At 71.5% G+C, this 14028-nt stretch carries 8 protein-coding genes and 1 riboswitch; of the genes, 4 read left to right on the top strand and 4 right to left on the bottom strand.

Annotated features, from left to right (window positions below):
* Positions 1-25: 25 nt before the first annotated feature.
* The gene (locus BLT23_RS02775) at positions 26-1054 is read right to left on the bottom strand and encodes a ribonucleotide-diphosphate reductase subunit beta (protein ID WP_245743497.1); all 1029 of its coding nucleotides are present in this window, start codon (positions 1052-1054) and stop codon (positions 26-28) included.
* Positions 1051-3387, bottom strand: coding sequence for a ribonucleoside-diphosphate reductase subunit alpha (locus BLT23_RS02770; protein WP_245743494.1), 2337 nt, complete (start codon positions 3385-3387; stop codon positions 1051-1053). Before BLT23_RS02770 ends, BLT23_RS02775 begins: the two co-directional genes overlap by 4 nt.
* 111 nt (positions 3388-3498) lie before the next feature.
* Positions 3499-3711, bottom strand: a riboswitch (cobalamin riboswitch).
* A gap of 224 nt (positions 3712-3935) precedes the next feature.
* On the opposite strand from BLT23_RS02770, the gene BLT23_RS02765 reads away from it, so the two are divergent.
* Positions 3936-4565 (top strand): superoxide dismutase, encoded by a 630-nt coding sequence (locus BLT23_RS02765; RefSeq protein WP_090045160.1) that lies wholly within the window; start codon positions 3936-3938, stop codon positions 4563-4565.
* A 154-nt stretch (positions 4566-4719) separates the two neighbouring features.
* Here BLT23_RS02765 and BLT23_RS02760 read toward each other — a convergent pair whose 3' ends face one another.
* A complete protein-coding gene (locus tag BLT23_RS02760) occupies positions 4720-6522 on the bottom strand; it encodes an Hsp70 family protein (protein WP_143035787.1) in 1803 nt (600 codons plus the stop codon).
* A gap of 284 nt (positions 6523-6806) precedes the next feature.
* On the opposite strand from BLT23_RS02760, the gene BLT23_RS02755 reads away from it, so the two are divergent.
* The 3 genes from BLT23_RS02755 to BLT23_RS02745 all read left to right on the top strand — a co-directional run bounded on the left by BLT23_RS02755 (position 6807) and on the right by BLT23_RS02745 (position 11401).
* Entirely contained in the window at positions 6807-8021 is a 1215-nt protein-coding gene (locus BLT23_RS02755; protein ID WP_090045154.1) for an IniB N-terminal domain-containing protein, read from the top strand.
* 138 nt (positions 8022-8159) lie between these two features.
* Positions 8160-9959, top strand: coding sequence for a dynamin family protein (locus BLT23_RS02750; RefSeq protein ID WP_090045151.1), 1800 nt, complete (start codon positions 8160-8162; stop codon positions 9957-9959).
* A complete protein-coding gene (locus BLT23_RS02745; RefSeq protein WP_090045148.1) occupies positions 9956-11401 on the top strand; it encodes a dynamin family protein in 1446 nt (481 codons plus the stop codon). Before BLT23_RS02750 ends, BLT23_RS02745 begins: the two co-directional genes overlap by 4 nt.
* Here the strand turns inward: BLT23_RS02745 and BLT23_RS02740 are convergent.
* The gene (locus BLT23_RS02740; protein WP_143035786.1) at positions 11388-13877 is read right to left on the bottom strand and encodes a helix-turn-helix transcriptional regulator; all 2490 of its coding nucleotides are present in this window, start codon (positions 13875-13877) and stop codon (positions 11388-11390) included. The two genes, BLT23_RS02745 and BLT23_RS02740, sit on opposite strands and share 14 nt — an antisense overlap.
* Positions 13878-14028 lie beyond the last annotated feature (151 nt).

The raw sequence follows: 14028 nt of genomic DNA, 5'->3' as shown, positions 1-14028 counted from the left end.
GCCCCGGCCCCCAATACGCCACGGCTCAGAACTCCTCGTCGAACGCCACCGTGCCGCTCACCGCGACCTGGTAGGCCGAGACCCGGCGCTCGAAGAAGTTCGACAGCTCCTGCACGTCCTGCAGCTCCATGAACGCGAACGGGTTCTTGGAGCCGTAGACCGGTTCGATGCCGAGCACCTGCAACCGCCGGTCGGCGACATGCTCCAAATAGGACCGCATGTCCGCCACCGACATCCCGGCGACCCCGCCACCGAGCAGGTCCTCCGCGAACTGCACTTCGGCGTCGACCGCCTCGCGCAGCATCTCCTTCACCTGGTCGTACAACGCGTCGTCGAACAGGTCGGGTTCCTCGCGGCGCACCGTGTCCACCACGTCGAAGGCGAACGCCATGTGCATCGACTCGTCGCGGAACACCCAGTTGGTGCCCGACGCGAGCCCGTTCAGCAACCCGCGCGAACGCAGGAAGTACACGTACGCGAAGGCGCCGTAGAAGAACAGGCCCTCGATGCACGCCGCGAAGCAGATCAGGTTGAGCAGGAACGACCGCCGGTCTTCACGGGTGCGCAACTCCGTGAGCGAGGAGATCGAGTCGATCCACTTGTAGCAGAACTCGGCCTTGGCGCGGATCGACGGGATCGTCTCGACGGCGGCGAACGCCTCCGCCCTGTCGTTCTCGTCGGGCAGGTAGGTGTCGAGCAGCGTCAGGTAGAACTGGACGTGCACGGCCTCCTCGAACAGCTGCCGTGACAGGTAGAGCCGCGCCTCGGGGGCGTTCACGTGCTCGTACAGGTTGAGCACCAGGTTGTTCGCGACGATCGTGTCCCCGGTCGCGAAGAACGCCACGAGCCGGTTGACGAGGTGCCGTTCGGCCTCCGAGAGCTTGCCGAGGTCGGCGAGGTCGGAGTGCAGGTCGACCTCCTCGACGGTCCAGGTGTTCTTGATCGCGTCGCGGAACCGGTCGTAGAACAACGGGTAGCGCATCGGCCGCAGCGTGAGGTCCATGCCGGGGTCGAGCAGGGCGTGGCGGCGGGTGGTGCTGTCCAAAGTGGTCACTGGCATGCCTCGCAGGACTCGGGGTTCTCCAGGGAGCAGGCGACGGCCTCGGTCGGCGCGACCGCGGGGACCGTGGCCTGCTGGATGCGCGTCGCCGGGCGGGAGCGCAGGTAGTACGTGGTCTTGAGCCCGGCTTTCCAGGCGTAGAGGTACATCGACGAGAGCTTCCCGATCGTCGGCGACGCGACGAACAGGTTCAGCGACTGGCTCTGGTCGACGTACGGGCCGCGAGCCGCCGCGAGGTCGATCAGCGCCTTCTGCGGAAGCTCCCAGGCGGTGCGGAACAACGCGCGCACGTCCTCGGGCAGCTCGGTGAGGCCCTGCGCGGAGCCGTCGTCCTGCTTGAGCCGGGCGCGGACCGCCTCCGTCCACAGGCCGCGGGACTTGAGCTCCCGCACCAGGTACGAGTTGACCTGCAAGAACTCGCCGGACAACGTCTCGCGCTTGAACGTGTTCGACACCTGCGGCTCGATGCACTCGAAGCAGCCCGCGATCGAGGCGATCGTCGCCGTCGGCGCGATGGCCACCAGCAGCGAGTTGCGCAGCCCGTGCAGGCTGACGCGTTCCCGCAGCGAGGCCCAGCGCTCGGTCTGCGTGGGCGTGACGCCCCACAGGTCCGGCTGGAGGTCCCCCTTGGCCGCACGGGTCTCCGCGAACGCCGGATGCGCGCCCGCCGCGGCGGCCAGCTCGGCCGACGACTCCAGCGCCGTCAGGTAGACCTCCTCGGCGATGCGCGTCGACAGCTCCCGCGCCTCCGGCGAGTCGAACGGCAGGCGCAGCCGGAAGAACACGTCCTGCAACCCCATGACGCCCAGGCCCACCGGACGCCACCGCGGGTTGGACCGCGCCGCCTGCTCGGTCGGGTAGTAGTTGATGTCGATCACGCGGTCGAGGAACACCACGGCCGTGCGGACGGTGGCGCGCAGGCGTTCCCAGTCCATTCCGCCACCGGAGACGTGCGCACCGAGGTTGACCGAGCCGAGGTTGCAGACCGCGGTCTCCTCGTCGCTGGTCACCTCGAGGATCTCCGTGCACAGGTTCGACAGGTGCACGACGTTCTCCGGCGACGCCGTCTGGTTGCACGTGCGGTTCGCCGTGTCCTTGAACGTCATCCACCCGTTGCCGGTCTGGGCGAGCGTGCGGACCATCCGCCCGTAGAGGTCACGGGCCTTCACCGTCCGGACGACCCGGCCCGCCTCCTCCGCGGCCCGGTAGACGCGGTCGAACTCGTCACCCCACAGGTCGGTCAGCTCCGGCACCTCGTCCGGGTCGATGAGCGACCACTCCCCGTCCGCCTCGACGCGGCGCATGAACTCGTCCGGGATCCAGTTGGCCAGGTTGAGGTTGTGCGTGCGGCGCGCGTCCTCCCCGGTGTTGTCGCGCAGCTCCAGGAACTCCTCGACGTCCGGGTGCCACGTCTCCAGGTACACGCACGCCGCACCCTTGCGCCGGCCGCCCTGGTTGACCGCGGAGACCGACGCGTCGAGCGTGCGCAACCACGGCACGATCCCGTTGGAATGGCCGTTCGTGCCGCGGATCAACGCACCGCGCGAACGAACCCGTGACCACTGCACGCCGATGCCGCCGGCGAACTTCGACAGCCGCGCGATCTGCCGGTACCGGTCGTAGATCGACTCCAGCTCGTCGCGCGGCGAGTCCAGCAGGTAGCACGACGACATCTGGGTGTGCACCGTGCCGGAGTTGAACAACGTCGGTGAGCTGGGCAGGTACGCCAGCGACGACATCAGCCGGTAGAAGCCGACGGCCTCGGCGGCGGTGCGGGACAGGCCGCACGCCACGCGCAGCAGCCAGTACTGCGGCCGTTCGATCACCGACCGCTTCACGGGGTGGCGCAACAGGTAGCGGTCGTAGACCGTGCGCAGGCCGAAGTACTCGAACCCGCGGTCCCCGTCCGCGTCGATCGCGTCGTCGAGCTCGCGGGCGTTGGCCGCGACGAACTCCGCCGTGACGTCGCCGATCAGGCCCTCGGCATGACCGAGCGCGATGCTCTGACTGAACGACAGCACGCCCTCACGGCGCACTTCCTTCTCGATGTACGCGGCGAGCAGACCCGCCGCGAGCTTGGAGTACTCGGGCTCCTCCGCGACGAGCGAGGCCGCCGTCCGGATCGACAGCCGGTCCAGCTCCTCGGTGGTGGCGCCGTCGTACAGGCCGCTGATCGTCTTGGTGGCGACCCGCAACGGGTCGACGTCGTGCAGACCGGACGTGCAGCGCTCCACGGCGCGCACGATCTTGTCCAGGTCGACCGGTTCCAGCGAACCGTCGCGTTTCTTGACGCGCATGGTGGTGGCGACTGTGCCGACCGCCGTCACAGCTCTCTCCTCGCGAGCTCGGGGCCACGAGAGCAGCGAGGAGCAGACGGGCGCGCGCGACCGCCACGTCCTCCCGCCCTCCCTCGGGGCCCTGGACGCCCCGCACACGTGCTCGCGTGCGGGGTGCTGGCAGGTCTTCGGACTCGTGGGCGTGCCTGCCGACAGGCTCCTACCGGCCGTCGCTTCCCGGACCTTCGGCGTCCAGTGCTCGATGACGGCTTTCGTTCCCACTCACCGCTGCGGGGCAGTCCCGGACTCACACCGGGTTCCCTCTTGCGACGACCGATCTGGAGGACCGGCCGAACCAGCTTCGCGGCACAATACATGGGCGGCCGGACTTGATCGACACCCACATCTTGTGGGCGTGTCGCCTGGTCGGAGCAACGTCCCCGATCTTGTCCTCACCCCGGCGGCCGCGCGGGACGCAAGGTGCGTTTTCAGCAAACACTGAAGTCATCAAGGCAGTCGCGGTCGATCACCTACTTGCCAATGATCTGCAATTGCGAAAGAGTTGCAACAGCCACCACGAAGTCGTTCTCGGAGAGCCCATGACCCAGTACGTGCTGCCGGACCTGCCCTACGACTACGCGGCGCTGGAGCCCGCGATCACCGGCGAGATCCTGGAGCTGCATCACAGCAAGCACCACGCGGCCTACGTCAAGGGCGCCAACGACATGCTCGAACGCCTCGCCGAGACCCGCGAGAAGGACGACTACTCCGGCATCGTCGGCCTGGAGAAGACGTTCGCCTTCAACCTGTCCGGACACGTCCTGCACACGATGTTCTGGGACAACCTCAGCCCCGACGGCGGCGACCGCCCCGACGGCGAGCTCGCGGCGGCCATCGACGAGCACTTCGGCTCGTTCGACGCCTTCTCCAAGCAGCTGAGCGCCGCGACGTCCCTCGTGCAGGGCTCCGGCTGGGGCGTGCTGGCCTGGGAGCCGCTGTCGCAGCGCCTGGTCGTGGAACAGGTCTACGACCACCACGGCAACGTCGGCATGAACACCACCCCCGTGCTCGTCTTCGACGCCTGGGAGCACGCGTACTACCTGCAGTACCGCAACGTGCGGCCCGACTACGTCCAGAAGCTGTGGTCCCTGGTGAACTGGGCCGACGTGACCCGCCGCTTCGACGCCGCCAGGGCCGGCGGCAGCGGGCTCCACGCACCGTCCAAGTAGGACACGCCCCGAATCCCGGCAGTGGGTGCTCCGACAAACCACCCGGCTGCCGTCACGGGTCCTCGTCTCCCGCGGGAGGCGAGGACCCGTCGCACAGGCGAACGCGGTGGACAGTCCGGACAGGACTGTCCACCGCGTTCCCTCCCCGACCGGATCAGGTCGTCGGCGCCGGATCCGCCGGCGGCTCCTCGCTCGTGACCGGCGGTTCCTGGGTGGTGGTGGGCACCGGGTCCTGGGTCGTCGGCACGGGGTCCTGCGTGGTCGTCGCCGGGTCGACCGGCGGCGGCTCCTGCGTCACGGACGGCGGCTCCTGAACAGGGGGCGTGTCCATCGGCGGCTCTTGGGTCGGATCTTGAGTGGGATCCTGGGCCGGGTCCTCGGTCGGATCTTGAGCCGGTTCCTCGCTCCGGTCCTGCGCGGTACCCGTGGTGTCGTGCCGGGCGGACACCTGCGACGTCGTGGTGGAGGTCCGCGAGGTCGTGGTCGCGCCGGGAGCCGCGGGCTCGTTGGACGTGAGGCCCTCGTCCGGGATGTTGGGCCCGCCCCTCGCCTTGCGATTGCCGGGCTGGGCCACGGGGTTCGGCCGGCCCTGCTGCGTCTGCGCCACGGGCGTGCTCTGCTTCTGCGTCTGCGGCTGGTCCCCCGGCGCCTGAGCGGCGGGGGCGGTCGACGGCGACGTGAGTCCGTTGGGGACGACCGCGACCGGGAGTCCGCCCGCGAGCACGATCCCGCCCGCCGCGAGCACCGCCGCACCGACGAGAACCCTGGGGCGCAGCAGCTTCCGGCGGCGCTCGGGTGGTGTCAGCACGAGCGGGATGTCGGCCACCTCCGGCCTGGGCGGCGGCTCCGCGGCGGCGGTCACCGGGACCGCGGCCTCCTCGACGGGCACGACGCTCCTGGCCGCGCCCAGCGCGACGGTGCTCTTGGGGTCGCAGTCGACGACGACCGCTCGGCCCAGCTGGTCCGACAGCAGCTGGCTCACCAGCGGTATCCGCGAGGAACCGCCGACCAGCAGGACCGCGTCGAGGTCCGCCTCGGCCAGCCCCGCCGACCGGACCGTGCCGCGCAGCAGCTCGACGGTCTCCTCCAGCGCCGGGCGGACCAGCGCCTCGAACTCGCCGCGGGTCATCCGCGCCCGCGCCTGCACGCCGGGCAGCAGCACGGGAATCGTGACCTCGGTGTCGGTGGACAGCGCCTCCTTCGCCTCGGTGCACTCCCGGCGCAACCGTGCCGCGGCGGACATCGCCACCTCGTCGTCGGGGGCGAGGTCGCCGAGCCCGTCGGCGAACATCGCCCGCACGTGCTCGAAGACCGCCTCGTCGAAGTCGACACCGCCCAGGCGTTCGGCGCCGGCGGGTTCGCCGAGCAGCTCGAACCGGCTGTCGTCCACCTTGCGCAGCACGGCGGCGTCGAACGTGCCGCCGCCCAGGTCGTAGACGGCCACGGTGCGGCCGGCCTCGACGCGTTCGGCGGCGCCGTACTCGAACGCGGCGGCGGCGGGTTCGGGCACCAGGACGGCGTCGCCCAGCCCCACGCCGGCCAGCGCCTCGGCGAACAGTCCTTTCTTGTGCTCGCCCCACCCGGCGGGGTGCGTGACGGCGAGCCTGTCGGGCGAGCCGCCCTCCCGTTCGGTGGCGCGGTCGACGACCCATCTGGCCAGCCGGGCCGCCAGCGCGTGGGCGGTGTGCGGCCGGCCGCCGACCAGCAGCGGCGTGCGGTCGCCGATGCGGCGCTTGAACTCCCTGGCGACCGCCTGCGGGTCGGTCAGCGCGCGCCGCTCGGCCGCCTCGCCCACCAGCACCGACCCGTCGGCGCCGAGGAACAGCACCGACCCCGTCGCGCTCCCCCTCGAACCGAGCGGCAGCACCTCGGCCTTCCCCCACTCCCCCGCGGCCTTCCGGCAGACCGCGGCCGCGGTGAAGGTCGTTCCCAGGTCGACACCAAGCACGTAGGACATCCGCGCGTCGCCTCCGATCAAGCACCGGGAAATCACGGAAAGTCATCGGCGGAGCCGTCACGTCGTGCGACGACATCGCCGTTGCCCCACCCACCACATCGACCGAAAGGGCGCGCTCATTAGCCTGTTCGTCCCCTAATTGCGCTCAGCGCGATCCCCTAACGGAGCAGCCGAAGCCCCCAACGGGTCATCACCGCGAACTGGGGCGTCATCCCGATGGCGCGGCCGGGCGCGCTACGTACCGTCATCAGCCTCCGAGCAGATGGGTGCCTCCGATGACCAACATGAGCCTTCTCCAGTTCATCCTCAGCCTGCTGAGCAACGAGGAAGCGCGCGCCGAGTTCCACGCCCAGCCGCAGCAGATGCTGCGGGACAACGGGTTCGAGGACCTCTGCGGCGACGACGTCCGCGACGCGAGACCGCTGATCGTGGACAACGTGCAGACCGCGCAGAGCAACTCGTTCGCCCGCGAGCTGAACGGCGGCGGCAACAGCATGCAGGTGCACCACACCCCGCCGCCCCCGCCGCCGCCCTCCCACGGCGGCGGCCACGGCGGAAGTGGCGGCCACGACCACGACGGCATGGACGGGGCCATCCGGGAGATCAACTACATCACGCAGCACTACTCGTGGAGCGACAGCCACAACACCGTGCTGGACAACTCGGTGAACCAGAACATCTGGGCGCAGGGCGACGTCCTGCAGTGGTTCGACAACGACCCGGTGATCGCGTCCGGCGAGGGCGCCGTGGCCGCCGGCGACGACATCGACGGCCCCGTGACCACGGGTGACCGCAACGTCGTCGGCCACGGCAACAACGTCAACCACGTGGGCTCCGCCTCGGCGACGACCGGTGGTGCCGTCGTGGTCGGCGACGGGACGGCCACCGGCAACTACGAGGCCAACGACTCCTCCACCGATGTCGACAACTTCGGCTCCGGCAACGTCGCGGTCGCGACCAACGGCAGCACGACCACGCAGGTCGACTCGCACGACACCGACAACAGCGACAACAGCACCAACGGGTCGTACAACACCAACGGGTCCTACAACCAGGACAACAGCACCAACGACTCGTACAACCAGGACAACAGCACGAACGACTCCTACAACCCGGACGTCGACATCGACGACTCGTTCACCAGCGAGGTCGAGACGGAGGTCGAGAACAACATCGACAACAGCGTCGACAACAGCGTCGAGGTCGATATCGAGGACTCGTTCACCGTCGAGGACTCGTTCACGAGCGAGGTCGAGACCACCACCAACACCGACGCGAGCATCAACGACTCGTTCAACCCCGACGCGAGCATCAACGACTCGTTCAACCCCGACGCGAGCATCAACGACTCGTTCAACCCCGACGCGAGCGTCAACGACTCCTTCAACCCGGACTCCAGCGTCGACGTCGAGGACTCCTTCACCATCGACGACTCGCTCAACACAAGCACGGACATCCTGTCCGACAACGAGCTCGACGTGGACGTGGTGGTCATCTGACGACTCGCCGGACCAGCCATCGTTCCGAGTGGCGGCGTCCTGGGAGATGTCGTCCCCTTGGGACCACGTGACGAGCCCGCGTCACCCCGGCTCCACCGAGGGGTGACGCGGACTCGCGTGTCCAGAAAGGAGACGTGGGTGAGCACACGCACGCCCATCGAGGTCGTCGACCTCGCGCTGAAGGCGGTGGACGCCTACCGGCGCGAGGACCTCGCGGCCCGGCTGGCGCTCACGAGGCACCGGTTGCTGGACCCGGCCGTGCGCGTCCTCGTCGTCGGTGAGTTCAAGCAGGGCAAGAGCCAGCTGGTCAACGCGATCGTGAACGCGCCGGTGTGCCCGGTGGACGACGACGTCGCGACCGCGGTGCCGGTGGCCGTGCGGTACGCGGACGAGCCCGGTGCCACGCTCGTGGGCGAGGACGGCTCCCGCACCGGGGTCGCGGTGGACCGGCTGGAGGACCACGTGTCCGAGGCCGGCAACCCGGGCAACCGGCGCGGGCTGCGGGAGGCGGAGGTGGGCCTGCCCAGGTCGGTGCTCGCCGGCGGGTTGTGCCTGGTGGACACTCCCGGCGTCGGCGGGCTGGGCTCGGTGCACGGCGCCGTCACGATGGCCGCGCTGCCCGCCGCGGACGCGGTGGTCGTGGTGTCCGACGCCGCGCAGGAGTACACGGCGACCGAGCTGGAGTTCCTCCGTCAGGCGGCGCGGGTGTGCCCGACGGTGGTGTGCGTGCTGACCAAGATCGACCTGTACCCGGACTGGCGGCGTGTCGCCGACCGCGACCGCGCCCACCTCGCCACCGCCGACGTCCCGGCCGAGCTGTTCCCGGTGTCGTCCACGCTGCGGCTGCACGCCGTCCGGACGACCGACCAGGCGCTCAACCAGGAGTCGGGGTTCCCCGAGCTGCTCACGCACCTGCGCGAACGCATCGTGGGCAGGGCCGCCGACCTGGCGCGGCGGTCCGTCGCGCACGACGTGCGGGCGGTGGTGCTGCAACTGACGACGTCGATGGAGGCGGAGCTGACGGCGTTGCGCGACCCGGAGGGCGCCACGGACCTGGTGGGCGGGTTGCAGGTCGCCAAGCAGCGCGCGGACGCGTTGCGGGAACGGTCCGCGCGCTGGCAGCAGACGCTCGGCGACGGCATCGCCGACCTCATCTCCGACGTCGAGTTCGACCTGCGCGACCGGATGCGGCAGATCACCAGGGAGGCGGAGGCCGAGCTGGACGGGATCGACCCGGCGCTGGTCGAGGAGCAGTTCGCCGGCTGGGTGCGGCAACGGGTGTCGGCCGCGGCGTCGGCGACGTTCGTCTGGACGCACCAGCGCGCCCGATGGCTTGCGGGGCAGGTCGGCGAGCACTTCGCCGACGAGGGCGGCGAGGTGCTGCCCGACCTGCACTCGCGCGACCCGGACAGCACGCTCGGCCGCGCGGTCCCGCTGGCGTTCGACGCGCCGGAGAGCTTCGGCTTCGGCAAGAAGCTGCTGGTGGGCGTCCGCGGCGGCTACGGCGGCACGCTGATGGTCGGCATGCTGAGCACGGTGGGCGGGCTGGCGCTGCTGAACCCGCTGTCCCTCGCGGCCGGTGTGCTGCTGGGCGGCAAGGTCGTGAAGGACGAACGGAAACGCATGCTGGAGAAGCGGCGCGCCGACGCCAAGGCCGCGGTGCGGCGGTCGCTGGACGACGTGGTCTTCCAGCTGGGCAAGGATTCCCGCGACCTGCTGCGCGAGTTGCAGCGCGACCTGCGCGACCACTTCACCACCCGTGCCGGTGAGCTGTCCCGGTCGCTCGGCGAGTCGATCAGGTCGGCGCAGAGCGCGGCCGAGGCGGGCAGGGAGGAACGCGACAAGCGGCTGCTGGACGTGCGGGCGGAGCTGAAGCGCGTCGCGCACCTCGCGGCCGCCGCGGACGCGCTGGCCGAGCCGGTCGGGTCCGCCTCGTGAGCAGCCTGACGGGAGAGGTGCGGTCGGTGCTGCGCGAGGCGATCGAGGCGCACCGGGACGACCAGGAGACCGCGGACCTGCTGCGCCGCCAGCTCGACCGGATGGACGAGCCGTTGCGCGTCGCGATCTCCGGCAAGGTCAAGGCGGGCAAGTCCACGCTGCTCAACGCGTTGGTGGGCGAGGAGATCGCGCCCACGGACTCCGGCGAGTGCACGCGGGTGGTGACCTGGTACCGGCACGGCCACAGCCCGCGCATCACCCTGCACCCGAAGGAAGGGCCGCCGCGGCAGCTGCCGGTGAGCCGTGACGGCGGCGCGCTGCGCATCGACCTCGGCGCGGCGCCCGAGTCCGTCGACCGGCTCACCGTCGACTGGCCGACGCAGGGCCTGCGCGACACGACGCTCATCGACACGCCCGGCATCGCGTCGGTCTCGGAGGAGATCGCCGCGTCCGCCGTCCGGTTCCTGGCGCCGGAGGACGCCCCCGGTGAGGCGGACGCCGTGATCTACCTGATGCGGCACCTGCACCGCGCGGACCTGAGGCTGCTGGAGTCCTTTCAGGACCGCGGGGCGGCGCGGGCGACCCCGGTCAACACGATCGCCGTGCTGTCGCGGGCGGACGAGATGGGTGTCGGCCGCATCGACTCGCTGATGTCGGCGCGGCAGATCGCCCAGCGCTACCGCGCCGACCCGCGGCTGCGCAAGCTGTGCCAGACCGTCGTCCCGGTGGCGGGACTGATCGCGCAGACGGCCCGCACGCTGCGGCAGGACGAGTTCACGGCGCTCGCCGCGCTGGCCGCCGCGCCCAGGAACGAGCTGGAGTCCGCGTTGCTGTCCGTGGACCGCTTCACGCGGGCGGGCGAGGGGCACGCGGCGCTGCTCTCCCGGTTCGGGCTCTTCGGCATCCGGCTCGCCACGGTGCTGATCCGGCAGGGTTTCGACGACCCGCCGCGGCTGTCGGCCGAGCTGGTGCGGCGCAGCGGCCTGGACGAGCTGCGGGAGACGCTCTCGGTGCTGTTCGCCGAACGGCGCGACCTGCTGAAGGCCCGGTCGGCGCTGCTGGCGCTCGACACCGTGCTGCGGGAGCGGAAGTGCCCGGAGTCGGCCCGGCTGCTGTCCACTGTGGAACGCCTGCTCGCGGACGCGCACGAGCTCGCGGAGCTGCGCACGATCGGCGTCCTCCGTTCCGGTGCGGTGCAGATGCCCGCGGAGGCGAAAGCGGAGGCGGAACGGCTGCTCGGTGGCGAGGGCGGTGCTCCGTGGTCCCGTCTGGCGCTGCGCCCGGACGCCGGTCGTGAGGCACAACGCCAGGCGGCGCTCGACACCCTGGCGCGCTGGCAGCGGTGGGCCGAGAGCCCGTTGTCCAGCAGGGCGTTCATCGACCTGGCGCGCGTGGTGGTGCGCACGTGCGAGGGAGTCGTGAACCGGCTCAGCGACGACTGAGCTGGTCGTCGTTCCGGGCGGCGAGGCAGACCTTCAGCTGTGCCAGCAGGTCCGCCCGGTTGCCCGCGCCGATCCGCCGCCGGATGCGGGCGACGTGGTGCTCCACGGTCTTGGCGGAGATGAAGAGCTTCTCGCCGATCTCCCGGTGCGTCATGCCCGCGAGCAGCAGCTCGGCCACCTCGACCTCGCGCCTGCTCAGGCCGGCGTCGGGCTTGCCGCCGGGCGCGGGTTCCTTCGTCCGTTCCCGCAACGACCGGGCGCACGTCAGCAGCGCGGTCATGGTGCGGCGGTCCGGGGTGCGGATGGCCGCCTCCCCCGCGAGCTGCGCGGCCTCCCAGACCAGCCCGGCGGCGTTCAGGCCGCGTGCGGCGTGCTCGACGGCACGCGGGTCGACGTCGCCGCCCAGCACCCGCAGCCAGCAGTGGGCCGCCTCGGCGAGGGTCTCGGCCAGCGGAATGCCGCAGCCGGCCGCCTTCCGCAACACCGACGCGTGGTGCGCCGCCCGTGCCGGTGAGTCGGCGGCGATGGCGGCCAGCGTGCCGTACCAGTGCAACGGCGCCGACCACAACGGCGGATGCCCGATGCGCTCCAGCAGTTCCTCCGCGCCCTCCAGGTGCGGCGCGGTCCACGTGTCGGCGTGCAGCCGGGCGGCGGCGACGGCGATCTCCCCGATCGGCAAAAGCACGTACAGGTCGACCGGGTACCGCATGACCGCGTCCCTGGCCCGCGGCCACGCCTCGGCCACCCCGGCGTGCGCGCCCAGCCTGCGGGCGATGCCGATCTCGATCGCCGCGGCGAACAGCTCGTCCCGCGGGTCGGCCAACGGCCCGGGTCCCACCTCCCGCAGCCCGGCCCCCGCCCGTTCGAACTCCCCGCGCACCATCGAGATCCAGCTGAGCAACAACACGTGCCGCTTCTGTTCACCGAGCCCGGCGTTCGCTCCGCTGAGCACGGCCGCGGCGATGTCCAGCTCCCCGAGGTGCACCGCGACCAGCGCCGCGAGCGCGGCGGGGGTGTCCGGCAGCAGCGCCGTGCGTCCCCCCTGCCCCAGCAACGCGGCGGCCCGCAACAACTCCGACAAAGCCGACACCGGCGACCCGGTCACCGAGTCCAGCACCCCGCGCGCCATCAGATCGCGCACCGCACCGTCGACAGTCGGGTGGTCCGCCACCGCCGCACCGGTCACCAGCTCGGCCTCGGCGAGCCTGCCCAGCCCGACCAGCAACGGCACAGCGCTCGCCGACGGCTCCGGCCACTGGTAGAGCGCGGCGCTCTCGGCGGCCATGCCCCGGTGGGCCAGCGCCGTGGCGCTCACCGCCGCGGCCAGCGCCCGCGTCGGCACGTCCGGGTGCTCCAACGCCGGTTCGGCGAGCGCCAGCGCGGCGTCGAGGTCCCCGGCCAGGACAGCCTCCTCGGCCCGCCGGGCGTCCAGCGTCACCGCGTCCGCCGGGCTGCCGGACGCGCCGTTCACCGGCAGCGTCACCACATTCGCCGAGCCCAGGCCGGACACGCCACCTGCCGGGCCCTGGCCCGCCACCGGCAACCGCACCACGTTCGCGGGATCATGGCCGGACACACCGTCCACCGGCAGCCCGACCGCATCCGCTGAGCCGTCGGCGCCGTTCACCGGCAGCCGCAGCACCCCCGCCAGGTCATGGCCCGGCACTCCCCCCGCCCGCACCGCGTCCCCCACCGGCCCGCGCCGCGCCGGCCGGGTGAGCGCCAGCCGGTCCTCGACGTCCCACCGCTGCGCCACCGGCAGCCGGTCCAGCACCGCCTCCCTGGCCAGTTCGACGAGCGTCCCGTCGGCGGTGAGCAGGCCGGTCGCCCGCGCGCACTCCACCGCGGCTTCCGGCGACGGCACACCCAGCACGGCGGTCAGCAGGCCGGGCGGGCAGCCGAGTGCCACCGCCGCCAGCACCCGCAGCGCCGGGGCGGGGACGCGGCCGGCCATGCGGTGGACCTCGTCCATCACGTCGGCGGGGACTCGGTCGCCGTCGCGCAACGCCTCGGCAACCGGGATGACCAGCGACGGGATGCCGCCGGTCCGCCGCCACACGTCGTCGACCAGGGCGTGTGGAGGGGAGGTCCGCACGTGCTCGGCTATGCGGTGGGCGGTCGCGGCGCGGCTGAGCGGTTCCAGGAGGACGGGGTGCTGGGTCAGCGGGAGCGAGTTCAGGCCCGCTACGACGGGCCACGGGCGGTGCGCGACGACGAGCGTGGTGTCGCGGTCGCCGGCCAGTCGTGCGAGCCGGGTCATCTCGGCTTCGCCGAGCTCGTGGGCGTCGTCGACGAAGACGGCGTCGTCGGTGATCGAGGAGAGCAGGGCGAGCAGCGTGCTCTTGCCGGTGCCGCCGGGGCCGGAGACGGTGACGACCCTGGCGGTCCGCCGGTCCGCGGCCAGCTCCTCGCACAGCGTTCTGGCGGCCTCGCTGTCCGCGAACAAACGACGGGCGGATTCCACGCTGGAAGCCACGACCGAATTGTTCATCCGCTTCTCCCCTGCGTGGCGGCGGCACCGGCACTGCACGTATCGCCACAGCGGGTCGCGGCGTTATGACCGGACGCGGAATAATACGGCGAGTAACCGCGTCTCACGCCTGATGGTCACGCGTTGTCGATATTTT

The organism is Lentzea fradiae (assembly GCF_900100955.1).
GTDB classification, from domain to species: domain Bacteria; phylum Actinomycetota; class Actinomycetes; order Mycobacteriales; family Pseudonocardiaceae; genus Lentzea; species Lentzea fradiae.
The sequence above is the reverse complement of the archived record's forward strand: the minus strand, read 5'-3'. Positions and strand labels throughout refer to the sequence as shown.

Excerpts from the sequence above, each read along its gene's own strand:
- BLT23_RS02765 (WP_090045160.1), top strand. The coding sequence starts at position 3,936 with ATGACCCAGTACGTGCTGCCGGACCTGCCCTACGACTACGCGGCGCTG.
- BLT23_RS02760 (WP_143035787.1), bottom strand. The coding sequence starts at position 6,522 with ATGTCCTACGTGCTTGGTGTCGACCTGGGAACGACCTTCACCGCGGCC.
- BLT23_RS02755 (WP_090045154.1), top strand. The coding sequence starts at position 6,807 with ATGAGCCTTCTCCAGTTCATCCTCAGCCTGCTGAGCAACGAGGAAGCG.